General features: G+C 47.4%; 15 protein-coding genes. 11 read left to right on the forward strand and 4 right to left on the reverse strand.

Going from position 1 to position 26,812, the window contains the following annotated elements:
* Positions 1 to 9 precede the first annotated feature (9 nt).
* Positions 10 to 828, forward strand: a complete 819-nt coding sequence (locus HHL17_RS04610) for a UDP-2,3-diacylglucosamine diphosphatase (protein ID WP_169223594.1) — start codon at positions 10 to 12, stop codon at positions 826 to 828.
* Here HHL17_RS04610 and recO read toward each other — a convergent pair.
* On the reverse strand, positions 793 to 1,530 hold the full coding sequence (gene recO, locus HHL17_RS04615; RefSeq protein WP_169223595.1) for a DNA repair protein RecO: 738 nt from the start codon (positions 1,528 to 1,530) through the stop codon (positions 793 to 795). The genes HHL17_RS04610 and recO overlap by 36 nt on opposite strands.
* A gap of 135 nt (positions 1,531 to 1,665) precedes the next feature.
* Here recO and HHL17_RS04620 point away from each other — a divergent pair, with 135 nt between their 5' ends.
* From HHL17_RS04620 to HHL17_RS04660, 9 genes are all read left to right on the forward strand, one after another.
* Positions 1,666 to 4,080 carry an efflux RND transporter permease subunit gene (locus HHL17_RS04620; RefSeq protein ID WP_169223596.1) on the forward strand — a complete coding sequence of 805 codons (2,415 nt, stop codon included), beginning with the start codon at positions 1,666 to 1,668 and terminating at the stop codon, positions 4,078 to 4,080.
* 245 nt (positions 4,081 to 4,325) lie between these two features.
* Positions 4,326 to 5,030: a LuxR C-terminal-related transcriptional regulator gene (locus tag HHL17_RS04625; protein WP_169223597.1), complete on the forward strand. Its 705-nt coding sequence runs from the start codon at positions 4,326 to 4,328 to the stop codon at positions 5,028 to 5,030.
* Between the two features lie 468 nt (positions 5,031 to 5,498).
* Positions 5,499 to 8,609 (forward strand): SusC/RagA family TonB-linked outer membrane protein, encoded by a 3,111-nt coding sequence (locus HHL17_RS04630; protein ID WP_169223598.1) that lies wholly within the window; start codon positions 5,499 to 5,501, stop codon positions 8,607 to 8,609.
* A 36-nt stretch (positions 8,610 to 8,645) separates the two neighbouring features.
* Positions 8,646 to 10,091, forward strand: coding sequence for a RagB/SusD family nutrient uptake outer membrane protein (locus tag HHL17_RS04635; protein ID WP_169223599.1), 1,446 nt, complete (start codon positions 8,646 to 8,648; stop codon positions 10,089 to 10,091).
* Between the two features lie 361 nt (positions 10,092 to 10,452).
* The gene (locus HHL17_RS04640; RefSeq protein WP_169223600.1) at positions 10,453 to 13,620 is read left to right on the forward strand and encodes a SusC/RagA family TonB-linked outer membrane protein; all 3,168 of its coding nucleotides are present in this window, start codon (positions 10,453 to 10,455) and stop codon (positions 13,618 to 13,620) included.
* Positions 13,621 to 13,642: 22 nt separating this feature from the next.
* Positions 13,643 to 15,361: a SusD/RagB family nutrient-binding outer membrane lipoprotein gene (locus HHL17_RS04645; protein ID WP_169223601.1), complete on the forward strand. Its 1,719-nt coding sequence runs from the start codon at positions 13,643 to 13,645 to the stop codon at positions 15,359 to 15,361.
* 32 nt (positions 15,362 to 15,393) lie between these two features.
* Positions 15,394 to 16,290, forward strand: a complete 897-nt coding sequence (locus HHL17_RS04650; RefSeq protein ID WP_169223602.1) for a hypothetical protein — start codon at positions 15,394 to 15,396, stop codon at positions 16,288 to 16,290.
* Between the two features lie 465 nt (positions 16,291 to 16,755).
* Positions 16,756 to 19,854: a SusC/RagA family TonB-linked outer membrane protein gene (locus tag HHL17_RS04655; RefSeq protein ID WP_169223603.1), complete on the forward strand. Its 3,099-nt coding sequence runs from the start codon at positions 16,756 to 16,758 to the stop codon at positions 19,852 to 19,854.
* Between the two features lie 59 nt (positions 19,855 to 19,913).
* Complete coding sequence (locus HHL17_RS04660) at positions 19,914 to 21,293, forward strand: SusD/RagB family nutrient-binding outer membrane lipoprotein (protein WP_169223604.1); 1,380 nt, start codon at positions 19,914 to 19,916, stop codon at positions 21,291 to 21,293.
* Positions 21,294 to 21,463: 170 nt separating this feature from the next.
* Here HHL17_RS04660 and HHL17_RS04665 read toward each other — a convergent pair whose 3' ends face one another.
* Positions 21,464 to 22,627: a TlpA disulfide reductase family protein gene (locus HHL17_RS04665; RefSeq protein ID WP_169223605.1), complete on the reverse strand. Its 1,164-nt coding sequence runs from the start codon at positions 22,625 to 22,627 to the stop codon at positions 21,464 to 21,466.
* A gap of 68 nt (positions 22,628 to 22,695) precedes the next feature.
* On the reverse strand, positions 22,696 to 24,147 hold the full coding sequence (gatB, locus tag HHL17_RS04670) for an Asp-tRNA(Asn)/Glu-tRNA(Gln) amidotransferase subunit GatB (protein ID WP_169223606.1): 1,452 nt from the start codon (positions 24,145 to 24,147) through the stop codon (positions 22,696 to 22,698).
* 106 nt (positions 24,148 to 24,253) lie between these two features.
* On the opposite strand from gatB, the gene HHL17_RS04675 reads away from it, so the two are divergent.
* Positions 24,254 to 25,636 (forward strand): aldehyde dehydrogenase, encoded by a 1,383-nt coding sequence (locus tag HHL17_RS04675; protein ID WP_169223607.1) that lies wholly within the window; start codon positions 24,254 to 24,256, stop codon positions 25,634 to 25,636.
* A 110-nt stretch (positions 25,637 to 25,746) separates the two neighbouring features.
* On the opposite strand, the gene HHL17_RS04680 is transcribed toward HHL17_RS04675, so the two are convergent.
* Complete coding sequence (locus tag HHL17_RS04680) at positions 25,747 to 26,751, reverse strand: PDZ domain-containing protein (RefSeq protein WP_169223608.1); 1,005 nt, start codon at positions 26,749 to 26,751, stop codon at positions 25,747 to 25,749.
* Positions 26,752 to 26,812: the final 61 nt, after the last annotated feature.

Below are 26,812 nucleotides of genomic sequence, written 5' to 3' on the forward strand. Positions count from 1 at the left end.
AATTGTCACATGGAAATTCCTTTACCAGCCAATAAGAAAATATACTTTGCTTCCGACTTTCACCTCGGAGCGCCCAACATGACCGTCAGCCGGGAGCGGGAAAAACTCATCGTGCAATGGCTGGAAATGGTGGAAAAAGATGCTGCGCATATCTTCCTGGTAGGAGACCTTTTCGATTTCTGGTTTGAATATAAACATGTGATCCCCAAAGGATATACCCGCCTGCTGGGCAAACTGGCGGACCTGACAGACAAAGGCATCGGGATATCTGTATTTATCGGTAACCATGATATGTGGATGAACGGCTACTTTGAAGATGAGCTGAACATCCCGGTTTATTACGAGCCCCAGGAGTACTCCATAGGAGGCAAAAAATTTTATATTGGCCATGGTGACGGGCTCGGCCCCGGCGACCATGGATACAAATTCCTCAAAAAGATTTTCCGCAATCCTGTATGCCGCTGGTTGTTTTCCTGTATTCATCCGGTAATGGGCATCTCACTGGCCAACTACTTCAGCCGGAAAAGCCGGGCCGCTACCGGTCAGGAACTGGAACATTTTCTGGGAGAAGACCAGGAATGGCTGGCTATCTACAGCCGTGAAGTATTACAACGGGAACATTTCGACTATTTTATTTTTGGTCACCGGCATCTGCCGCTGGACCTGAAGGTGGGGCCTGACAGCCGTTATATCAATCTCGGAGAATGGCTGAACTATACCTCTTACGCGGTTTTTGACGGCAGCACCACTACGCTGGAGTTCTTTACCCAAGCGGGTGCGAGGCTGGCGCAATCAGGCGTCAAGGATCTCGTGCAGGATAGGCGGTGAATGTAATTCCGTAAAATCCGGCATATGCAGCCGGAGAAAATCCAGATAAGCGTATAACAACTTTCTTCTTTTTTCTTTTGTCATGCTGACGGCCGCCAGCTGCTGTACCTCGCTGCACTGGATCAGCCGGTCGGTGAGCTCACTGTATTCCGGGTCCAGGTGGTCTGTATGGTGTGGTGGCAGATAGGTGAACGTTCCCTCCTGCAAGTCCAGGTAGGGCGTATATTCAGAGAAGTGGCCATTGAGCCGGAAACCCAGGAACTCCGCCAGTTTCAGTGTGTAAAACAGGGGCAGGTTAGCGATGACGGCTGTAGGAGACCCATCCAGCAGTTGCAGCGTATTTTCCGTAAAATAATACAGATCGAGGTGTTGCTCCGGTTGCTTCAGGCTTTTCTGCAGCAGCTCGATGAGATACAGCGCAATGGTGTTTTTGACCACATTGTAATGCAGGGAGGTGTAGATATAGCCCAGTTTGAACTCAGCAATACGGTGCAGGTTTTTGACCTCATGATGGTACACCACCATTTCGAGGATATTACCGGGTTGGAGCAGGTTGCCTTTAGCTGCTTTGGGTTTGGAAGACCGGACACCATTAACGATATACGATTGAAGCCCGAACAGCTCCGTGAAAATACCCACGATCACGCTCGTGTCGCCATATTTCACCGTACGTAATACTATGCCGCGTGTTTTGTGAAGCAACTGTCTCTGTTTTAATGATGCCGCAGGAATAAAGTTGCAATTTAGGGCAAACAAATGTAATTCATCTGCCGGCAGCGGGTTAGCTAATGGGGATTTTAACTACCTTTACCCCATTTAACAAATTGAAAAATCCTTATGTGGCAACGTTTGGCCAGCTTTGTGCTAAAATTCCGACTAGCGCTCCTACTCCTGTTATTGGTCGCCACCGGCGTCATGGCATTTTATGCCTCCAAGGTGCAGATGTCTTACGACTATGTGGCTACTATACCGCATGATAATCCCAAATTCCTGGAATACCAGGAGTTTAAGAAGAAGTTTGGCGGAGATGGTAATATGCTGGTGCTGGGCGTACAGACCGATAAATTTTTTCAGGCAGACTTTTTCCGCGATTATTTGCAACTGAACCATGATCTAAAGAAGATCAGCGCTGTGGAAAATATCCTGAGTGTGCCGTTGGCCATCAATCTGGTGAAGAACGACAGTACACAGAAACTGGAAGCCGGTCTGCTGTTTAAGAACAGTAGCTATACACAGGCGCAGATCGACAGTTTAGCGGGTGTTTTCAGGACGTTGCTGTTTTATAAGGGATTGCTCTACAATCCTGATACAAAGGCCTATATGATGGCCATTTATGTTAACAAAGACGTTTTCAATTCCCCTAAACGTACCGCCGTTGTTGCAGAGATTACCAAACTGGCCCAGGCGTTCCAGGACAAGCATCATACAGAAGTGCATTTGAGCGGTCTCCCACTGATTCGTACAGTCATGGCCGTTAAGGTGGCAGATGAACTGAAACTTTTCCTGAAGATCTCATTCCTGTTGACGGGGCTTATCCTGTTTTTATTTTTCCGTTCTTTTGGCGCAGTACTGATGTCGATGGTGGTGGTTGCGATCGGCGTGGTATGGTCAGTGGCGACTATTGTGTTGATGGGATACAAGATCACACTGTTAACCGGGTTGATACCATCGCTGATTGTCGTGATTGGGATTCCCAATTGCGTGTATTTCCTCAGTAAGTACCACACGGAATATGCGAAGCATGGTAATAAGACGAAAGCGCTGGTACGCATGATACAGCGGATGGGTATTGTAACGTTGTTTACCAATCTTACCGCCGCTATTGGTTTTGGCGTGTTCTGTTTTACCAACAGTGCCATCCTGAAAGAGTTTGGTGTGGTAGCGGGACTGAACATTATGTTCATCTTCCTGATCTCCTTTATTTTCCTGCCATCCGTATTGAGTTTCCTGCCTCCTCCGAAGACCAAACACACCAATTACCTGGAGAACGGTTTCCTGGGCTCTGTGCTGGATTTTCTTACTACGCTGGTATTTAAATACCGCAAGTCGGTATACTTTGTCACTGGTGCGCTGGTGATTGCCGCATTGGTGGGCATGGGCCGTCTGAAATCTGTGGGATATATGTTGGACGATATTCCGAAGACCGACAAGCTGTATACCGATCTGAAGTTTTTTGAAAATAATTTTAAAGGGGTGATGCCGTTGGAGATCGCTGTGGACACCAAACGTAAGAACGGTGTGGTGAACCTGCAAACGCTCAACAAGCTGGATGAATTGACCCAGTTGATCGCAGCGCAGCCTGATTTTGCGCGGCCTTTATCCGTAGTGGAAGGTATCAAGTTTGCGAAGCAGGCTTACTACAATGGAGACAGTTCCAACTATGCGGTGCCTAATACGTTTGATCTGGGCTTTCTGGCGCCTTATCTCCGGATGAAGTCAGCCAATACCGGTGCCAATGCTTCTGCGTCTACTTTTTCAAAGCTGCTAGCTTCCTTTATGGACAGTACCAAACAGGTGGCGCGGGTGAGTGTGAATATGAAAGACGTAGGGTCGCAACGGTTACCGCTGCTGATGGACTCCCTGAAGCCGAAAGTGAACGCTATTTTTGACACTGCGCATTATAAAGTGACCTTCACAGGTACCAGTGTTATTTTTCAGGAAGGAACACGGTTCATTATCAACGGGTTAACAGAAAGTATTTTGTTGGCTTTTGTATTGATCATGGTGTGCATGCTTTATCTGTTCCGTTCCTGGAGGATGTTACTGATCTCCCTGATTCCGAATATTATTCCGTTGGTAGTAACGGCCGGTGTGATGGGATGGGTTGGTGTGGCATTAAAGCCTTCCACTGTACTGGTGTTCAGTGTGGCATTGGGTATAGCCATTGACGTTACTATCCGTTTTCTGGTGAATTTCAAGCAGGAGCTGCCGCATCATGATCTGGACATATCGGCTACCGTGAAGCAGACCATTCATGAAACGGGCATGAGTATTATTTATACATCGATGATTCTGTTTGCTGGGTTTATGATTTTCAGTTTCTCTGAATTCGGAGGTACGAAGGCGTTAGGATGGCTGACGTCCTTGACGTTGGTAGTGGCGATGATCACGAACCTGACTATCCTGCCGGCTTTATTGCTGTGGATGGAGAAGGCGTTGTTAAAGAAAGCGCGGAAAAAGGAGTTGTGGAAACCGCTTGATGAAGAGGAAGATATTGAGATGTCTAAACTGGGTGTAAACGACACCGAGTAAACTTTAAATAGGAAAGCGTAAAGCAGCAAGGATGCCGAAGTATTTTAAAAGCGGCGCCCTTGCTGCTTTGCGCTTTTTATGCACTATGCTAAACAAATTTATTTTTTTAGCTAAAATGGACAAAAAAAGGCCTTAAAATAATCTAGTGGGCAGCATTCAAATACCCTTATCGCCGCTTGTATAAAAGCTGCGCGTATACCGGATAAAAAATAAGAGGTTTATAATGCCATTCTAACCACTAGTTCATGAAAAACAAGTACTTAAAAGGTGCTCATTTATCCGAGCGCAAGTTTAAGGAGATCCTGCGGCTGTTCGCCGATGATCTCACTGCGACGCAGATTGCGGATATCAGCGGAGTAAGCAGAGTAACGATTAACAGTTACCTGAAAAAGCTTAGAAACCAGATAGCCCGTTTTTGTGAGGCGCAGCATCCAGCGCCGGTTCCGGTCGTAGCCTACGACAACCGGCTCGTTGAGACCCAGACAGACCACGACGGCGACACGCTGGTGGCTGTCAAACCCGAAGTTGACCGCATTGTAAAGCCGGTCATTTTTGGTATCTGCAGAATTGCTGACCGGTTACACACCGAAATTTTACCTGATGTAAGCAGACCTATGATCCATGCCGCTACCCGCGGCCGTTCCGTGTTGGAAACACTGGACACGACGGAGCGTTTGCGTCGGTTTAACGGGGTGGTGGACCTGGGCCAGTACCGTTTGTACAGGTTGGGCAGCTCAACAACAGACACTGTTAACGGCGGTCCGTTAATGGACGAAGTAGATGCATTCTGGGGACTTACCAAGCACCGCCTGGCCAAGTTCAAAGGATTGAACCGTAATACGGCTTACCTGCATCTGAAAGAATGTGAGTACAGGTTTAATCATCGTAATGAAGACCTGTATAGCGTGTTGCTGGAGTTGTTAAAAAACTTCCCGCTCACCCTTTCCTAATAACTTATTTGTCCCACCAACCGGTGGGACAACATTTATTTTGATTTAGATTTTGTAGATGAGTACAAGTGGTAATCCTGCCGCCTGTTTGTTTTCATAAACATACACATTTATAAAAAATACTATAAGTTAACATTGTGTTAAAAAGATGTTATCTGAATGTTATAGCCAATTTTTCCAGCTTAATTTTTTGTTAATAAAAACTATATTTACAGCTGGTTGAAAATTTGTTAAGGAAACTGCTTATGAGAAAGAAGTTGACTACTTCTTAAGGCGATTTATTAAATAAATCGCAATGGAAGAGGTCGGTTTTTGCGTTTTTGTACTGTTTTTGTACTGCCGCTTTAGTTCTCCACAATTACATCAACTTTTATTTACGGGAAAGAAACCAAAAGAAATTGGGGCGAGAGGCCTCGATATAGATTAGTATTTATTGAAGGTTAAAAACTAGGAAACAAAATCATGCTTATGAGGAAAGTTTTATTTCTCCTCCTGGCCGTGCTCTGCGTGGTCGGTCAGGCTTTTGCGCAAAGTCGCAACCTAACGGGGAAAGTTACCGACGGGAAAGACGGATCTCCTATACCTGGCGCAACCATCCAGGTAAAAGGTACCACCAGAGGTACTGCCACCACTCCAGATGGCACATTCAGCCTGCAGGTATCTGCGAACGATGTATTAGTAGTATCATTTATTGGCTATGAAAGCAAGCAAGTGCCTGTTGGACCAGCCACCACACTCAAAATCGCCCTCTCTACAGACTCCAAGAGCCTGGACGAGGTGGTAGTAACCGGTTACACCCTGGAGAAAAAAACCAACTCCACGATCGCTGCATCTACTATTACCGGTGCAAAGGTGAACAACATCTCCCTGCCCGATGTAAACCAGATGCTGCAGGGTAACGCTCCTGGTCTTTCTGTATCAACCAACTCCGGTCAGCCTGGCTCCAAAACTGAAGTAAGGGTACGTGGCGTTGGTTCCGTATCTGCCGGTACCAGCCCGCTGTATGTACTGGACGGTATCATTATGTCCTCCGGTGATTTCACGCAGAACACACCTTCTCAGGACATCCTCTCCAGCCTGAACCCTGCCGACATCGAAAACATCACTGTTCTGAAAGATGCGGCTGCAACAGCACTCTACGGTTCCCGTGGTTCAAACGGTGTGGTAGTTATCACTACCAAAACCGGTAAAAAAGGCCAGAGCAGAATTAACTTCAACGGTAAATTCGGTTTCCAGAACCTGGCGAAGAGCATCCCGATGATGAACGCTACTGAGCTGCTCCAATTCCAACGCGAAGGACTGGCCAACGTTCTGAACGCAAACGGCACCAGAAAATACACTGATGCTGACATCCAAAAATTCCGTCCTGACCACCTGGCTGATTACAACACAGACTGGATGGACCTGGCTTTCCGTACTGGTAAAACCCAGTCCTACGGTATCAATGCCAGCGGCGGTAACGAAAAAACTACCTTCTACGCTTCCGGCGACTACTTCAAACAGGACGGTATCCTGATTGGTAGCAGCTTTAGCCGCTATTCCGGTCGTTTGAACGTAGATCACAAGTTCAACGACAAATTTGACCTGAGCGTGAAAATGAGCGGTAGCTATACTGATCAGTCCAGCGCAGGTCAGGGTAACTCCTTCTCTTCTCCCCTGATGGGCGCCCTTGTACAGGTTCCCTGGATTCCGGCGAAAGACGAGAACGGTAATCCTTATATCGGTTATGTAGGCGGTCAGCCTGGTTCTCCTACCTGGTCTGGTGTTGCTGATATCCCGGATTCATGGCGTCCAACCTTGCAGGGTGGTAACTTCCTGCATACGGTTGCCAACAACTACCGTAAAAACAATAACACGCAAACTATCTTCAACGCGGCCCTGGGTTACAACATCATTGATGGTCTGCGCTTAGTAGTAAAAGGTAATGCAGAACTGACCAATATCCGTGAGAAACAATGGACAGCTCCGAACTCTTACGATGGCCGTAACTATGGCGGTTATCTGTACAACGGTGCTTCTTTCATGGGCCTGTACACTGCTCAGCAGTTGTTGACTTACAACTTCAGCATCAAGAAAGATCACAACTTCCGCCTGTTGGCCGGTAACGAGTATTCTTATCAGAACAGGGCTTATTCCCTGTATGCGAAAAATGGTTTCCCTGGCAATCAGCTGCAGGTACCTGACGTAGGTGCTAACCTGTTTGATGGTTCCGGTAATGAAAGCGCTTATGCTTTCCAGGGCCTGATTGGTAAAGCCGACTACGACTATAAATCCAAATACTTCCTGAGCGGTAGCTTCAGAAGAGACGGTTCTTCCCGTTTCCGTAAAGATTCCCGCTATGGTAACTTCTACTCTGTAGGTGCTGCATGGCGTATTACAGAAGAGGAATTTGCTAAAAATATCTCCTGGCTGAACGATCTGAAACTGCGTTCCAGCTATGGTATCATGGGTAACGCAGAAGGACTGGGTAAATACCCTGACTTCCCTTACCGTGGTCTGTATAGCCTTTCCGGTGCGTATCTCGGTGAAACAGCCGGATTCGCCAGTCAACCTTTTAATCCTAACCTGAGCTGGGAAAAACAAAACCTGTTTGATATCGGACTGGACTTCAGCGTGCTGAATCGTCGTGTATACGGTAGCATTGGTTTCTACGACAAACGTTCCTCCGCACTGTTGATGGAGCTGCCGCTGTCTATGACCACCGGTTTTGAAGCGATCAACATGAACGTTGGTAAAATGATGAACCAGGGCTTTGAAATATCTATCGGTGGTATTCCGGTAGCTACTAAAAACTTTACCTGGACTTCCGACCTGAACTTTGCTACCCTGCGTAACAAAGTATTGGACCTGGGTGGCCAAACTGCTATCCCTGCCGGTACCAGACAACGTATTGAAGTGGGCAAACCACTGGGCTCCTGGTATATGCCGGTATGGTATGGTGTAGATCCGCAAACTGGTAACCCGCTGTGGGTTGGCAACGATGGTAAACCTACCACCAGCTACCTGGAAGCGCAGGCCAACAGACAATTTGTAGGTCAGGCATTGCCTAAAATCACTGGCGGCTGGACCAACAAAATCAACTACAAAGAATTTGACCTGTCTGTGTTGATCACCTTCAGCGCTGGCAACAAAGCATACAACTCCAACCGTGCTAACCTGGAAAGCGATGGTAGTAACACCCGCAACCAGGCAAGAGACGCAATGGACCACTGGCAGAAACCTGGCGATATCTCCGACAGACCGAAAGTAATATTTGGCGGCGCCGGTGCAAACGCTGGTAACCAGTCATCTACCCGTTACCTGGAAAGCCTGGATTATGCCAGAGTGAGAAACGTTACCCTTGGTTACACACTGCCTAAAAAACTGCTGACCAGCATGAAGTTGCAGTCCCTGCGTGTATATGCTCAGGCTGAGAACCTGTTCACGCTGACTGGTTATAAAGGATGGGACCCGGATATTAACACCAACCCAATCCCTCCAACCAGCACTGCTTCCCCTGCTTTAAACAACGCGGGTAGTGATTTCTATCGTTATCCTACTTCCCGTGTGTTCACATTTGGTGTCAGTGTAGGACTGTAATTGAAGAAGTTGATTAACAAAAATCTTGGTTAAATTATGAAATATCCAAAACTTTCTATACTTGCGTTAACAGCCATCACTGCGTTCTCTGCTTGTAATTCAAAGATGGACATCGTACCTGGCAATGCGCTGGACGATAAAGATGCCGTTACCGAAGGTAATGTTCGTATCCTGGCCAACGGTCTGTACGAGCGCGCTCAGGAGCTGGAGTATTATGGCCGTGACTTCAACGTGGTAACAGATGTTACCGGTAATGACATGAAGATCACAGCTGCGAACTCTAACCGTTTCACGCTGGAGTTTAAATATACTTTCACGCCGCTTACCTCCGCACAAAGCAAAACCTGGCTGAACGCTTACCGTGTAGCCAATCAGGCGAGCGTGATCATTGATAAGCTGCCGGACAATACTAATACTGCACCATACAAAGGTGAAGCATATTTTATGCGTGCGCTGGCTCACTTTGATGTGGCGAGAAGATTTACCCGTCCGTATTCCCAGATGCAGACCAAAGCAACAGACGCGAATACCGGTGTGCCACTGGTTGTGAAAGCACAGGATAATCCTGCTACTTTCAAACCTTCCCGTGCTACGCTGAAAGCAACGTATGATGCGATCATCAGCGACCTGAAAACTGCCAAAGGAATGGCGCCAGCAGGTGGCTCCAAAACAGAAGCCGTTTTCCGCGCTTCTAAAGAGGCTGCATCTGCACTGCTGACCCGTGCTTATCTCTACATAGGTGATACCACTAAACCTGCTGATCCTAACTGGCAGCTGGTGATTGACGAAGCAACTCCGCTGATCAATGCTTTCCCGCTGTGGGGCGATGCTAATTACCTGGCTAACTATACCACTAACTCCGCTACTACTGAAGATATCTTCAGCCTGCGTTTCCTGACGCCGGAGAACAGAGGTTCAGATAACTTTGGTAACATCTACCTGCCTAACGACGGTACTCCTACCAGTGGTTATGGTGATGTTCGCCTGACAGAAAGCTTCATGGCGCTGTTAGATCCTGCCGACTACCGTAAATCTATGGTGAAAGCCTTCTCTGGTAATAACTATATGATGAAATGGGTAGGTAATGGTCTCGGCCTGACAGGTATGTCCAATGTGAAAATCCTCCGTGTGAGCGAAGTGTTGCTGAATCGTGCCGAAGCGTATATGCGCAAAGGTGACCTGCAACTGGCAGTAGCTGATCTCAACAACCTGCGCCAGCACCGTGGCCTGGCTGCCATTGCTGCTGCTGATCTGGGTACTGTAAGAGCTGAGCTCATCAAACAACGCAGACTGGAACTGGTAGGTGAAGGTTTTGCCGCTACTGACCTGTTCAGATTGGGTGGTGTGCGTCACGTAGGTGATGCGGATGCATTACTGCAGAATGATGTGCTGCCAACTGATGCACGGGTAGCCTTCCCTATCTCACAAATTGAAATTGATGCTAACCCGAACATCGTACAGAATCCGGGTTACAACAAATAATATTCAGCAATTGCTGTTATGAAGGGGCGCCATTTGGCGCCCTTTTTTTGTTTTAAGACCCTGTTTGGTATCCTGACAACCTTATTATTGACACCTGCCCCATCTGTAAAAAATTTCTTTTATACAGTTTTCTTCTTATTCGCATAAAAAAAATGTATTCCCTCAGGCTGTATTTTTCTCAACATTTTCTAATGTCTTCATGTTATCTAGATGTTATTTAACGAATATTTATATCTACTCATATAGCAAAATATCTGAAATCATCTGATATTATTTTAACCAATCTTGATAATATATCAGCTTTTTTTATCGTAATTTAACTGAGTTAACTTCTATTTATCAATCAAAACCAAAGTTGCTTATGAAAAAAGAGCTACTACTATGGCTGTTCGTGTGCAGCAGCGTTCTCAGCGCAGTAGCCCAGACACGAACGATTAGCGGAAAAGTTACGGATGCAAAAGATGGTTCTGCTCTTCCCGGCGTTACAGTAGTAATAAAAGGCACTACCAAAGGGGTTTTTACATCCGGTGACGGTACTTACAAGCTAAATAATGTGGCTGGTGGTGCAACACTCGTGTTTTCCTTTGTGGGATATCTCACGAAGGAAGTCCCTGTCGGTCCAGGCAATGAAGTTGACGTAGCGCTGGACGCTGATAAAAAACAATTGGGAGAAGTAGTGGTAACCGCCGTGGGCTTGAAACGGAACGAGACGTCACTGGGTTATTCGGTATCCACGGTGAAGCCTGATCAATTGGTGCAAAAATCGGAACCAGACATGTTGAAAGGGCTGCAGGGCAAAGTGGCCGGTGTGGACATCAGAACATCACAAGGTACACCTGGCGCCGCCACCCGCATCAATATTCGCGGTAATACCTCCTTTTTTGGCAGTAACGAACCTTTGATCGTAGTAGATGGGATTCCTTACAATAATGACCAGGTAACCACCTCCAGCCAGACATCCGGTGGCGGCGCCTATTCCAGCGGTCTTTCATCCCTCGACCCCAATGATATTGCTTCCATGACAGTGTTGAAAGGCGCCGCCGCCGCAGCCCTCTATGGTTCAAGAGCATCCAATGGCGCGATCATCATCACTACCAAATCAGGCAGTGCCAATATGGGCAAACGGAAAACGGAAGTGACCTACTCCTCCTCCCTGTCTATGGAAAGAGTGGCCAATCTGCCCAAATATCAAAATGAATTCGGTCCCGGCGCCAGCGGTGCCTATCAGAACGCCAACGGGTCATGGGGCCCCAAGTTTGGTACCCTGGATTCAATACCGGTATGGCCCGACTATCTGAAGGCTTTCCCGGAATTGTTCCCTGCTTCCGGCAGAATGGCTTACCGCGCGGTCCCGAATAACGTAAAAGATCTGTTCCGTACCGGTTATATTACGGAAAATTCCATAGGCGTGAATGGCGGTAATGATAAATCGGCCCTTAGTGCCACCGCTTCCTATCTCAGTCAGGATGGTTATGTGCCTCACTCCTTCTTCAACAGAGGGAATATGTCTATCGGTGGTGTAACCCGCCTCACTAACGGATTGACGGTAAATGCAAACTTCAGCTACAGCACCAGTAATCAGGGTGGTAGTATCTTTGGTGAAAACCAGGTTTCCGGCGCTGCTTCTTCCTTCGCCCGTAACCTGTTCCTGGGCAGAAACTGGAATATTGCCGGACTGCCTTTTGAAAATGCTGCCGGCCGGCCGGTATCTACCAACAACGCACAGTATGACAACCCGCTCTGGGCTTTCAAACATAATACTATCACTACCGCTACTGACAGGTATGTGGCTGGTCTGAAACTCAATTATGAGGTGTTGCCCTGGTTTAACCTCAGTTACCAGTTTGGTGTGAACCAGAATTCCTTCCTCCGTAAAGAAGTAACAGATATTGGGTCCAGAGGAGCGGAAGGTAACGGACAGATCGTACAACAGAACTATCGTTTTACAGAAATAGAATCCAACCTCATTGGAACGTTCACCCCTAAACTGAAAAATGAGGATTTCGGGCTGAAAGTGCTGGTGGGGCATAACGTGAATCAGCGTACCACCAAGTCGCAGATCAATACCGGTAAAACAATTGTGGTTCCGGGTATATTTACCCTACTGAACACCAAGACGGTGATCCCCACAGAGGATATCTTCATGCAGCGCAGGTTGTGGGGTATTTTCGCGGAAGTAGACCTTGACTATAAGAAGTGGTTGTTCCTCACCCTGACAGGCAGAAACGACTGGTCTTCCACCCTGCCATCCAGCAATCGCAGCTACTTTTATCCCAGTGTGGCGGCATCATTTGTGTTTACCGATGCGCTCAAATTGGACAGCAAGGTGTTGACCTTTGGTAAACTGCGTGCCAGCTGGGCTAAGGTGGGCCGCGATGCAGACCCTTATCAGCTGTTTAATATTTTCAGGGTGAACCCTGCGTTCCTTGGGCAGTCAGGTGTGATGCAGGACTTCGCAGCGGGCAACCCCAACCTGAAGCCTGAGTTTACCCAGGATTTTGAAGTAGGAACCAACCTGGAGTTCTTCGAAAGAAGGATCACGTTGGATTTTGCCTGGTATACCCGGGTGTCCACCAACCAGATCGCGCCGTTGTCCCTGCCTCCTTCTTCCGGCTTCGGACAAGTGATCGATAACTATGGGAAGCTGACCAATAAAGGTATTGAAATAGACCTGAATGTGGTTCCCATAAAGAACCAAAACCTGACCTGGAATATACACGGGATCTTCACCAGAAACAGAAGTGTGGTGAAGGAACTGAAGCCAGGAGTTACCCGCCTGTTACTGGGAGGCGTACTGGATGAAATTTCTCCCTTCCTGGAAGCGGGCAAGCCATATGGTTACCTGCGCGGAAGTGCTGACGTAAGAGATAAGGACGGAGCACTGCTCATAAATCCGACCAATGGGTACCTGATTCGTGACCCCGAGCAACGAATGGTGGGTGACCCTAACCCGGATTTCAAAGCAGGTTTAGGTACTACATTAAACTATAAAGGGTTTTTCCTCAATGCACTCTTCGATCTGACAAGAGGTGGTGATATCTATTCCGTAACTGTCAGCTCGCTGCTTGGACGTGGTGTGACCAAAGATAATGGTGCAGAACAACGTGAAAACGTATACGTCATTCCCGGGTACTATGGAGATGTAAATACAGGTAAACCATTACTGGACGATAAAGGTAACAGGATTCCTAACCATACTGCGATTAGCCGTTTTGAAATGTTCTTTGGTGAAACCTTCGCGATCAACTCAGCAACAGAATGGAATATATACGATGCGACCGTTTATACTTTCCGTGAGCTGACGCTGGGATATGATTTCCCCAAGAAGTGGTTCAGCAAAACGCCGATCGGTGCGCTCACGCTGACCCTGACGGGAAGAAACCTCTGGTACTATGCACCAGATTTCCCCAAGTACACAAGATTCAATCCTGAAGTGGGCAGCTTTGGTTCTACCAACATACAAGGTATAGAATTGTCCGGCGCACCTACTACCAGGCGTTATGGTGTAAACGTGAAAGTGACATTCTAGTTTATTACTAAAAATTGAACCGATGAAAAGACTAAGCAGTATAATTTTGGTTACGCTCGTTGTCGTGACGGGATGTACAAAAGGGTTTCTGGATATCAACAAAGATCCTAATAACCCTTCCACGGCATCTTTAAATTTATTACTAACAGGAGCAGAACAAGGGTTGGCATATGATATGGGATTTACCAACGATGCCCGTGGTGCAAGGGGACTTACAGAAGTACTGTCTGTATACGTGCATCAGATAGTGGTAAGGGAAGATCAGGACCAGTATGGTGCCACCGGCTCACAGTTCGATATTAACAATGCGTGGTCAGACTTCTATAGCTCACAGACGGTGAGTGGTCTTCCTGACTATATAGGGATGTTGGAAAACGTGAATGTATTGATTACGCAGGCTACTGCGAATGGTTATCGCCATTATGCCGGTATTGGCAAGCTGCTGAAAGCGTATGGTTTCAGTCAGTTTGTGGATGCTTTTGCAGATGTTCCTTTTTCAGAAGCCAATCAATTTGCGTCTAACGGTGTGCGCTATCCGAAATATGACAAAGGTGCTGATATTTATAAGCAGTTATTCCCGCTGATTGATGCGGCGATCGCGGACCTGCAGGCCCCGAATGGTTTGTTGGAGCCTGGTAAAGACGATTTGTTTTATGGCGGTGATGTGAAAAAGTGGATCCGGTTTGCCAATAGCCTCAAATTGAAATTGTACAACCAGGTGCGGTTGGTGCAAGACGTGTCCGGTCCCGTAAGCCAGTTGGTGAGCGGCGGTAACCTGATCAGCCAAACGAGTGAAGGGTTTATGCTGAAGTATGGTTCACAGGTAGCTCCGGACGACAGAAATCCGGGATTCAGTGAGTATTACGCGACCCAGAAATCACATTATATCAGTCCCTGGTTTTATGAAATCATGAAGGGCTATAACCCGCGGCTGTTTACCGGTATTAAGGATCCCCGAATTCCGTATTACTTCTACAATCAGAATTCTAAAGCTGGAGGTTCCCAGAACCCTACTGAATATCGTGATTCCGCCTTTATTTCCATCTATTTCGGGTCTACTGGTACGAATAGAAATGCTTCGCAGGATAACAGTATGACAGTATTCGGGTTGTATCCTGTTGGCGGTCGCTATGATGTGGGTGATGCAATAACGGTGACAGCTGGCAGTGGTACCGGTGCCGCGCCATTAAGGCTGCTTACCTACGCTGATGTGCTTTACATAGAAGCGGAGCTGATAAATGCCGGTGCGCTGGCAGGAGATGCCCGCCAGAAATTATCTGATGCTATCGATGAGTCTTTCAAACAGGTGGATTTTGTTGCCAATCTTGCTAAGGGGGCACAGAATGTACCAACCATTGTAGGTACTGGTGCTACTAACTACCGTAATAGTATCCTGGGAGTATATGATGGCAGAGCCTCTGCCAAAGACAAGCTGGAGGTGATTGTCACACAAAAATGGATACAAGCCTTTGGTTTTAGTGGCGATGCTTATTCGGATTACCGCCGTACAGGCTTCCCGATACTGTTTAATCCGAATGATCCGACCATGGCTCCCGGCGGCTTTGCGCAGCCTCCTCTCCTGGGTAATCCTACGCTGCCGCCTCCGCAGGCGAAGGTGCCTGTTGCGCTGGGCAGAAACTATCCGCTTTCACTGCCCTGGCCCAATGTTGACATACAGGTAAACCCGAATGCCCCGGCACAGAAGCGCCCTGACGTAACGCCTGTATTCTGGGATAAATAACTTCCACATTCACGGTACAAAAAAATGTAAGTATGAAGAATAAGATTATCTATATAACAATGTTGGCGGTTGGCGTGGTGATTTTTTATGCTTGTCGGAAGAATGATAACCCGAAGCTGCCGGATGACATTACCACTCGCCAGGTCCCGCAGTTAACGCAGGATAAAAGCAAAGCCCTCCTGATCCAGTCAGACAATCTGCCTGATTTTAGTACAGCCTTCAACGTGGCCCTGTATTTTCCGTCCGGTACGCAGCCTAAAGCGACAGATGTCGTGGTGGCGATGAACGGAAAATACAACAATGTGAAAGTATTACAAGGGGGCATTGGCTCATTACCGACTACAGTGACCATGACCGGAACGCAGCTGATGCAGCTGTTTGGCCTCGGCGCCAATGCGCTTAAAGCGGGCGATTTTTTTGAAGTGACCACCAATTTCACCATGAATGATGGTAGCCAGATACATGGATTTGGAGATACCGTTACGTTGTCAGACGGCACCAAAAAATTCCTGCGTCCTTATGGTTCCGATGTACTGAATGCAGCGGGTTTGAACCGGATACTGACCTATACAAAGGTGTGCCCGTTGACCGTAAAGACTTATCTGGGTAGTATGACAGTAGATGATCCTGGTGTTACAGAAGGCACTTATCCGGTGACCGTATCTGTTAATTCGGACAGCACTGTATTCACTTTCACCGGGTGGGCAGGTCTGGCAGGGGTGGCCATGACAGCCAAGTTTGACAAGGCTAGTTACCAGTTTACTATCGCTAAACAAAAAATTGCAAATCTCTTTCAGGGATTTCACAATCTGACGGTTTCCGGTACAGGCCAGATCAACCCCTGTAATACCACTATTGTACTGAATGTTACGACCGATGTGGATGAAGGAAGCTTTGGCAACAATGTTACCACTTTATCCAAGCCCTGACAATGGGGGTAAAAACAATTAACAGGAACGCGTCATCCTTATGGGTGGCGCGTTTCACGTTGGTATATAAGCAGGTTAACTTATCAAGAATTATTTAGCGTTAAACTGATTTGTTAAAAATATTACCTTCGCCTTGTAGGAAATATTTTTTTGTTTTTATATCTTGTGTCCGTTTTTAAACAAAAATTAACATTTTAAACGAAAATCAAAATCTGAATTCGTATTAATACCAAATCTGAATTAAGAATTAAAATCTGAACTGTGTGATGTTGTAACCCGTTACTTACAGGCTTTGCTTATGATGCGTTAGAATCCTATGCTGTGGAATAGTGCACCTACTCTAGTATCGTGTAATTAAACAGCTAGTATGCCACCTGCGTTTTCCCGGAATGATGTTAAGCACCTAGTAATCCAACGACCCTGTGTTTTAGGTTAACTGAAATATTTATCAAATCTAAATTGCTTATGAAAAGAGGACTACTCTTGTGGCTGCTCGTGGCCATTAGCGTCATGCATGCTGCTGCGCAGACGCGAACGATTACAGGTACGGTAAAAGACAGCAAGGGCAATTCTCCGATACCAGGAGTTTCCGTGGCTGTCAAAGGTAAAGGTACCGGTACTTCCACCGGACCAACCGGTACTTACAAACTCCAGGTAGCCAACGGTACTACGTTGGTGTTTTCATTTATCGGCTACACTGCTCAGGAAGTGGTAGTAGGTGATCAAACTGTAGTGGACATCTCCCTGGAAGAAGATAAGAAACAGCTCAACGAGGTGGTTGTAACCGCGTTGGGTATTACCAGGGAAAAGAAAAGCCTGGGTTATGCCGTACAGTCGGTGAAAGGCGAAGACCTGGTACGTGCCGGTGAAAACAACATCATCGAGTCACTGTCTTCCAAAGCTGTAGGTGTTCAGGTAATTGGTTCCGGTGGTACTCCTGGTGCTTCCGCCAAAATCCTGATCCGTGGTAACTCCACCTTCACCGGAGATAACCAGCCGCTGATCGTAATTGATGGTGTGCCTATCGACAACTCTACCAACTCCACTGTAGCGTTGACTTATCCGTACAACGCCAACCTGGCTGGTGTAAACAACTCTAACCGTGCATTGGATATCAACCCTGATGATATCGCTTCTGTGACTGTACTGAAAGGCCCCTCTGCCGCCGCTCTGTATGGCGCCCGCGCAGGTAATGGTGCTATCGTGTATACCACCAAAAGAGGTAAAGCCGGTGGCGTGCGTGTTACCTATGACTTTAACGCCGCTTTTGATAAAGTAAGCCAGCTGCCTAAAGAACAAAATATTTATGCACAAGGAACCTTCGATGAGAATGGAGTACCTGTTTATCAACCTAACTATACACCTGGTGTAAAAGCTGCCGTTGCCAGCTGGGGCCCTAAAATCAGCTCCCTGCCTGGTGTTAAGGTTTATAACAATACCAAAGACTTCTTCCGTACAGGTACCAACTATACACACAATATCTCTGCCACAGGCGGAAATGAGGTGTCTACCTACCGCATCTCCCTGGCGCGTACAGACCAGAGCGGTATTGTTCCCAACACCAACTTCTACCGTACAGCTGTTCGCGCTAACTTCGATTCAAAAGTTACACAACGACTGACTGTGAATGCTTCTATGAGCTATACTGCTACAGAAGGCACCAAAGCGCAGAATGGTAGCAATACCTCCGGTGTGATGTTACCATTGATGAGAACTCCTGTGACCTATAACCTGAAAGATTATGTGAACAAAGACGACGGTACCAACAGAAACTTCTACAGCCCTTACGATAACCCGTATTGGACAACAGAATTCAACCCGTTCAAAGATAAAATTGACCGCTTTGTAGGTAATATCGGCGCTAATTTCGAAATCAACAACTGGCTGAAAGCCACCTATAAATTAGGTGCTGACATCTACTCTGATGGCAGAAAACAGGTGTTTACCGTGGGTTCCAACAACAACCCCGGTGGTATGATCGAAGAGAACACTATCAGAAGCAGGCAGTATTATTCTGACCTGATCCTGAGCGGCCACAAAGAATTTAACGAGAAATACTCTATTACTGCTAACGTTGGTGGTAACCTGACCCAGACAAGTTTACAGTCCTTATACGGCCGTGGTACAGACCTGGCTATGCAGAACTATAACAACCTGGGCAATGCTTCCACACTGTATGCTGACGAAACGCTCACTTTCCAGCGCTCTTCCGCATTGTTCTACGACGTACAGTTTGGGTATAAAAACATTGTTTTCATAGGTACTACCGGTCGTAATGAGTGGGCTTCCACTTTCTCTGATAAGGTAAAAAACAACTTCTTCTACCCTTCAGTGAACGCATCATTCGTGTTTACAGATTTGCTGCCGAAGAACAGCATCCTGAGCTACGGTAAACTGAGAGGAGCCATTGCCCGTGGTGGTCTGGCCCCTACGGCATATTCTACCAAGACTTATTATGTAAAGCCTTTCTTTGCTGATGGCTTTACCGATGGTAACTCTTTCCCATACAAAGGTCAGACCGGTTTCATTTACAACAACGTTTTCGGCAACCCGGGTCTGAAAGCACAGTCCGCTCTTGAAAAAGAAGTTGGTTTGGATGTAAAACTGTTTGATGGCCGTATCGGCATTGAAGCAACTTACTACAACAAGAAAACTTCTGACTTGCTGGTATCCAAACCACTGGCTGGTTCTTCCGGATTCCAGAAAATACTGGCCAACACAGGCTCAATGGTAAACAAAGGATGGGAAATCGCCCTTTCCGGTGATGTGATCCGTTCCAAGGACTTCAACTGGGGCGTGAACATCAACTTTACCAGAAACAAAAACGAAGTATTGGAGTTAGGACCAGACGTTAAGGAAATTGATGTTGAACCTGCTTTTGCTTCTATCGGTTCCTTCGCTATTGTGGGCCAGCCTTATGGTGCGCTTTATGCTTCCAAATGGAAACGTACAGACAAAGGAGAGCTGATCATTGGTGCGAACGGCCTGCCAATCGTAGCTGATGAACGTGGTAACATCGGTAATCCGTTCCCGGACTGGACTGCTGGTGCAAGATCCACTTTCAACTATAAAGGCATCACACTGGGTGTTCTCTTCGATATCCGTCAGGGTGGTAAAATCTGGAACGGTACTATTGCGAGAATGCACCAATTGGGCAGGACCGCTGAATCTGCTGACAGGGAAAGAACTTACCTTATTCCTGGTGTAACTGATGATGGTACTGGTAAAATGGTGCCTAACACCAAAGAGGTTTCTGCAGAAAAATATTTCAAAACTTACCTCGGTGACGGCGCCGGTTCTGCAACTGAGAACGCTGTTTTCGATGGTTCCTGGGTACGTTTGAGAGAAGTATCGCTGTCTTACCGCTGGAATTTCAAAGGACAGAAAATACTTCGTTTTGTTGAGCTCACCGCTTCTGGCCGTAACCTGTGGTTATCTACCAAATATCCTGGTGTAGATCCTGAAACCAGCCTGACTGGTGCAGGTTCCAACCTGACTGGATTTGACTACTTTAATAACCCCGGCACCAAATCTTACGCAGTTGGTTTGAAAGTGGGCTTATAATAAAGTAACAAAGTGAGATTTTTAGCGATACTAAATTTGGTAATACTAATAACGAGATAATGAAAAAAGTCATCATAGCATTAACATTGCCCTGCGTCATGCTTGCTACTTCCTGCAGCAAGTTTGTAGACGGGTATGAAACCTCTCCCAATAACACGACCAAAGCCACGGGGCCATTAGTGCTCTCCGGTGCGGAACTGGGATTGATGTCAGTTTATACAGGAACGCCTGCACGCGCTGCAGCCATTTTAACCCAGCAGTTGGGTGGTACCGCCGATCAGATGCTGGCTTACGATACGTATGATATCAAGGAAGGAGATAACTCCAATGATTGGAATAATATCTTCAACAACATCATACAGCCTTGTAATGATATCGTTGCCAATTACAGCAACGGGAACTCTCATAACAAGGGAATCGCGCTGATCGTGAAAGCAATGGCGCTCGGTGTTGCTACTGATTTATGGGGTGATATTCCGGCCCAGGAAGCTGGTATGGGGATCATTACCGGTAACTTTACTCCAAAATATGCAGCACAGAAAGATGTGTATGCTTATATACAGTCTTTGTTAGACGAGGGTATTACTGCTCTGAAAGAAAGCAAACCGGATATCCGGGAAGTAGGCGCGAACGATTTCTTCTTCGAAGGAGACCTGGACAGCTGGACAAATACTGCTTACATACTGAAAGCAAGATTTGCTATCCATTTGTCTAAAAAGAATGCGAGTGACGCAGCGACCCAGGCATTAGCTGCATTGACACATGTAACAAATGTTGGTGATCTTCGTACTGTATATGGTACTTCTACCAACGAAAACAACCAGTGGTATCAGTTTAAGCTGGGCCGTGCCGCCTTACTCAGAGTAGGTGCTCAGTTGATCAACATGATGAATGCCAGCAATGATCCCCGTCTTAGCGTATATGCAGACAAAGACAAAAATGGTGTTTATAGAGGTGCGGCTCCCAGCTCTGAAGATCTGGCTGCTTCCGGAATTGGTTCTTATATGACAGGTCAGACTGCTCCTATCACTTTGGTGGGTTATGTAGAAGCACTCTTTATCAAAGCTGAAGCTAACCTCATCCTGGGTAAAAAAGCTGAAGCAGCAGCAGCTCATAATGAAGCGGTGTTAACACACGTTAAAATCGCTACTGGTAAAGATGCACCTGCCGCTTTCGTAACTGCTTATGCCAGCGAAACAGATGCCACCATTACCCTGGAGAAAATCATGAACCAGAAGTATGTTGCGCTGTTTGCACAGATTGAATCATATGCCGACTGGCGCCGTACAGGATTCCCGGTACTCACCCCGAATCCTGAGAACGTGTTGAACAAACCGGCTATCCCCCGTCGTTTCCCCACTGATATCAACGAACGTCTGTACAATCCAAATACAATACGTGTAAATGATATCCTGAAACCAGTATGGTGGGATGAATAATCAAAAGCACCTCTTTTCATAAAGCTGACAGGCTGACCATTATTGGTCAGCCTGTTTTTTTATTACACTTTCCGGTGATATCGTTGGTACTCCTGACATCTGTTACAAACACAAAGGGCTGGCCCGTTTTAAGGCCAGCCCTTTGCATTGATCAATATTATCAGAAGATATTATTTCAGTACTGCTTTCAGTTTAGCTATCAGTTCATCGCCTCTGAGGTTGCTGGCGATCACTTTGCCCTGAGGATCGATCAGGAAGTTGGTCGGGATAGCGTTGATGCCATACAGTGGCACTACAGAAGAATCCCAGAACTTCAGGTCGCTCACATGATTCCAGGTGAGGCCGTCTTTAGCGATAGCCGCCAGCCATTGATCTTTGGTTTTGTCCAGCGATACACCTAAGACCGTGAAGTTTTTGTTTTTGAACTGCTGGTAGGCTTTTACCACGTTCGGGTTTTCTTCGCGGCAGGGACCACACCAGCTGGCCCAGAAATCGAGCAGCACATATTTACCACGCATGGATTTCAGGCTGATCATTTTACCGTTAGGGTCCGGAAGGGTGAAATCAGGAGCTTCCATGCCTACTTTTACGGCAGTTGCTTCTTCGTCTCCGCCGCCGGCTGCATCACCATTGCTCAACTGGTTGTTTTTTTCCAGCTCCGCGATTTTGTCGGTCATGCTTTTTACTAAAATATTTTTCGGGAACCGGGTAGTTAAACCGGTGATGATTTGTTTATGGGAGATGATCTCTTCCGGGTTTCTTACCTGGCTGATAGCAAATACGGCGTTGGCCGGATTTTTTGTTTTTTCAGCCATGTTAAAGAATTCCTGTTCGAAATCTTTTTCTTTTTTCTGGATAGCGGTCAGCTGAGGCTGGAATACGCTGTCCGGCACTTTTGCGCCGTGCAGGCTGTCCACCTTGCGCATTTCTTCTGTCAGGGCGATGGATTGTTTGCTGATATCCTGCAGGAACTGCTGTAGTTCGGAAGTAGCTTCGGAGCCGCTTACTTTCAGGGCATCGAGATTGTTGACATCCCCTTCGAGTTTCATATCGCCTGCATCGAGAGAGAGCAGGATGAATTTGCCATTATCAAAACGGATACGGTAGAGACCTTGTTCAGGCACCATACCTTTCAGGGTAAATTTACCGCTGGCATCTTTTACGCTGGTGGAATCCACCACTTTCAGGTTGTCCAGCGTGAGTTCTTCCAGTACTACAGGTCCGAGGGGAAGATTGGTAAAATGTCCTTCGATTTTAAACTCTCCCTTTTCCGTTTGTCCGGCACATCCGGCCAGGAAGGCGGCTACGGACATCCACAATAAGTATTTTTTCATGCTACTGATTTTTTATCGTTTTCTGAGCCTATCAACTGTCAATATTAGCTAAATATCTTCAAAGCGGCCTATCCTTTCAGTTTTTCTGCCAGCAACTCGTTGGTAAGCCGTGGATCAGCCTTGCCTTTGGACAGTTTCATGACTTCCCCTACAAACAGCGACATCAGGCCTTTTTTGCCACCGCGGAAGGCGGCTACCTTATCCGGGTATTTAGCCAGCACCTCATCGATGATGGGGCTGATATTGTCGGCGTTGGTGTCTTGCAGGAGATTGAGCCGGGTGGCGATGGCCAGCGGGTCTTCGGTGGTAGCGGTAATCATCTCCGGCAATATCCTTGAGGAAGCGATGGAGAAGCTTATTTTCCCGCTGTCTGTGAGATGGATAAGCGCTGCCAGGGCTGCCGGGGTGACCGGGAACCGGGAGATGTCTGCCGAATGTTCGTTGAGCCATGATTTCACAGGGCCCAGCATCCAGTTGGCGGCGGCTTTATATTGTGTAGTGACGGCGGTAAGACTTTCAAAATAATCTGCGGTGCCTTTGTCATCGCAGATCACACGTGCATCATATTCCGGTAGTCCGTACACCGTGATGTATTTTTGGATCAATTCTTCCGGCAAAGCGGGCAATGTGGCCCTGATGGCGGCGATAAACTCGTCGGTGAGGTGGAATGGCGCCAGGTCCGGCTCCGGAAAGTAACGATAGTCGTTAGCTTCTTCTTTGGAGCGCAGGGAGAAGGAGCTACCGGTAGCTGCCTCAAAGCTGCGGGTTTCCTGTATCAGGGTGCCGCCGGCTTCCAGCAGGTCTATCTGTCTTTTTACTTCGTTATCGATGGCCCGTTTTACGTTGCGGATGGAGTTCATGTTTTTTACTTCCACTTTGGTACCCAATGTGGTAGTGCCTTTGATGCGTACCGAGATGTTGGCGTCGCAGCGCATGCTGCCTTCTTCCATGTTCCCGTCGCATACGCCGAGGTAACGTACGAGCCGCCGCAGTTCGGTCAGGTAAGCGTAGGCTTCGTCGCTGGTGTGCATGTCAGGCTCGCTCACGATTTCCACGAGGGGTACGCCGGCGCGGTTGTAGTCCACATAGCTGTTGGTGGGGTCCTGGTCATGCAGGAGCTTACCGGCATCCTCTTCGAGATGGATACGGTTGAGCTGAATCTGCCGGCTGCCGGCATCGGTGACTACCGGCACATATCCACCTTTGCAGATAGGAGCGGTATGTTGAGATACCTGGTACCCTTTGGGCAGGTCGGGATAGAAATAGTTCTTACGGGCGAAGTAATTATCCTTTTCTATTTCGCAATGGCAGGCGAGACCCAGTTTGATGGCATATTCGGCTGCTTTGCGGTTCATCCGGGGCAATGTGCCGGGATGGGCCAGGGAAATGGCGCTGATATGTGTGTTGGGCGCCCCGCCAAAGGCAGCACTGTCACTGCAGAACAGTTTGCTGTCGGTGAGCAGCTGGGCATGCACTTCCAGCCCTATCACTGTTTCATATTTGCTATAGATATCGCTCATAATCCGTACTGATTATCGCAAATATATTCAAATAATGCTGGGTTTCCGACCTATTTCATGCCTGGAAATGCCTAACTTGAGACAGATAAAGGTTAAATTTTACCCTATGATCAGCAATGCCCAGATAAGTCAGCTGTACAATGCCCAGCATGATTATTTCGATTCCGGTGTTACCCGCCCCTATGCCTTCAGAAAAGCGATGCTGCAAAAACTGAAGAAAGCGATTCAGCGGTATGAGCCCCGTATCCTCGAAGCGTTGAAGCTGGACCTCAACAAACACCCGCTGGAGGCCTATAGCAGCGAAGTGGGCTTCCTGTATGAAGAGATTGCTTATATAGCGGCCAATCTGAAACAATGGATGGAGCCGGAGGTGGTGACTTCCCCCTTTGTGACCTATCCCAGCAGCAGCCGTGTATACCGTGAACCATTGGGACTTACGCTGATCATAGCGCCCTGGAATTATCCTTTTATGCTTCAGCTCAGCCCGCTGGTAGGTGCTATCGCGGGTGGCAACTGCGCCATTCTGAAGCCTTCTGAACTGGCGCCACATACGGCAGCGGTGATCGCCGATCTGATCAGGGAGACATTTGAACCGGCTTATATCAGCGTGGTGGAAGGAGATGGCAGTACCGTTATCCCGGCATTGATGGCTTTCCGCTTCGATCATGTGTTTTTTACCGGCAGTATTCCCGTGGGCAAAAAAATCATGGAGATGGCGGTACCGCACCTCACGCCGGTTACGCTGGAACTGGGCGGTAAATCCCCTTGTATAGTAGATGAAAAAGTGAATATAAAGGTGGCGGCTAAACGAATTGTCTGGTCCAAATTCTGGAATGCCGGACAAACCTGCGTGGCGCCGGATTACCTGCTGGTACATCATAACGTAAAAGAAGAGCTGACAGCAGCGCTGAAAGCGGCCATTGTGGAGTTTTTTGGTGAAAATCCCGCTGCCAGCAACGACTATGCCCGGATGATCAATACCCGCCGCTTTGATGTGGTGGCTGCCTATCTGAAAGAAGGACATATCCTCTATGGGGGACAGACAGACCGTGATCAGCGATATATCGCTCCTACCCTGCTGGAAGACGTGGAATGGGACGATCCCGTGATGCAGGAGGAAATCTTTGGTCCGGTGTTGCCCATCCTGACTTTTGAAACATTGCCACAGGCCATACAGGCAATTAAGAAAAACCCATATCCGCTGGCGTTATATGTCTTTACCAAAAGCAAAAAAACAGAGAATGCATTAATAGAGCAGGTGCGCTTTGGCGGTGGCTGTGTGAACAACGCGCTGGTACACCTCACCAATCCTGAGCTGCCTTTCGGTGGTGCGGGTTTCAGCGGTATGGGGCAGTACCATGGCCGGTATAGTTTTGAGACGTTCACGCATGCCAAAGGGATGCTGAAAACCGGTACCTGGCTGGATGTGCCGGTAAAATACCCTCCGTTTAAAAATAAACTCGGACTGCTGAAAAAAATCATGAAATAAAGCTTTCCCAGGGCTAAAGCCCTGGGCCACGAGATAAAAACGAAGAGGCTGACCTGCATGGTCAGCCTCCCGTCTGTATAATTAAACCCAAAAGAAAAAAGTGTCTTGTTTTAAAGGTCGGCCGTATGCAGTTTTTTCGGGACCTTGATGTCAATGGTCTGTATCTGACCATTTCGTTTAATCGTAGCCGTTATAGTCCCTTTGTCGCGGTTGGCGCGGTAAATCTCTGCCACGTCGTGCGCTGATTTTACGGGGCTGCCGGCCATGTCAGTGATCAGGTCATTGACTTTGAAGCCTGCTTTCTCGGCAGGAGAGCCAGGGGCCATATTAATCACCTGTGCACCGTTGTCGTCATCGGTGTCCTGCACCTGGATGCCGAGTTTCACGCCTTCATCTGCTCTTTCAAAACCGAATCCTTGTCTGCCACGGGGCATGGGGAATGTGAACAGCTCGCTCCTTCTGCGAGGTACATTGAAGATGCCGCCAAAGGAATCTTCTTTTCTTTCATCCAGCGTAACCGTTGCTTTGTTTGGTTTGTTATTGCGTGTATACGATACCGTTATTTTGTCACCGGGTTTGAAGCGGCCTATGGTTTCAAACAGGGCTTTTGGTTCGTTGATGACTTCATTATTGATTTTTGTGATGGCGTCTCCTACTTTGATACCAGCTTTTTCAGCGGGGCTGCCGGGGGCGACGGATTTCACGGTGGCGCCTACCGCAGTGTTTTTTTCGGTGATAACGCCCAATACGGCTTTATTGCCGGTAATGGGAAGTTCTTCGCCTTCGTCTCCATCAGCATTAAAGAGATGAATTTCATCCCGGGAAGACCCGTTGTCAAAACTGAAATTGTTACCATTCATCGGGGTAATGCGTCGGCGGAAAATGGAGATGTCCGGATTGTTGTACTGGTCCATCTTTTGGCCGTCTAATAGGATGTCGCCGTCTTTGATTTCCACGGTTACTTTACCACCTTTGTTACTTTTGTTTTTGATGACGATTTCATCATACTCGCCCATTTTATCTTTCGCTGAAGCGCCCGGACTTTGTGCGGCGGCCACGCTCACGGCGAGGCAACTGAAGCCTGCCAGGGTAAAATTTTTGAGTACGTTTTTCATAAGTCAGTTTGATTTTTTGAGTGTTACAAAATTAACCGGGGCAGGAGGAAAGAAAAAGTTA

The organism is Chitinophaga fulva (assembly GCF_012927205.1).
Taxonomy (GTDB): domain Bacteria; phylum Bacteroidota; class Bacteroidia; order Chitinophagales; family Chitinophagaceae; genus Chitinophaga; species Chitinophaga fulva.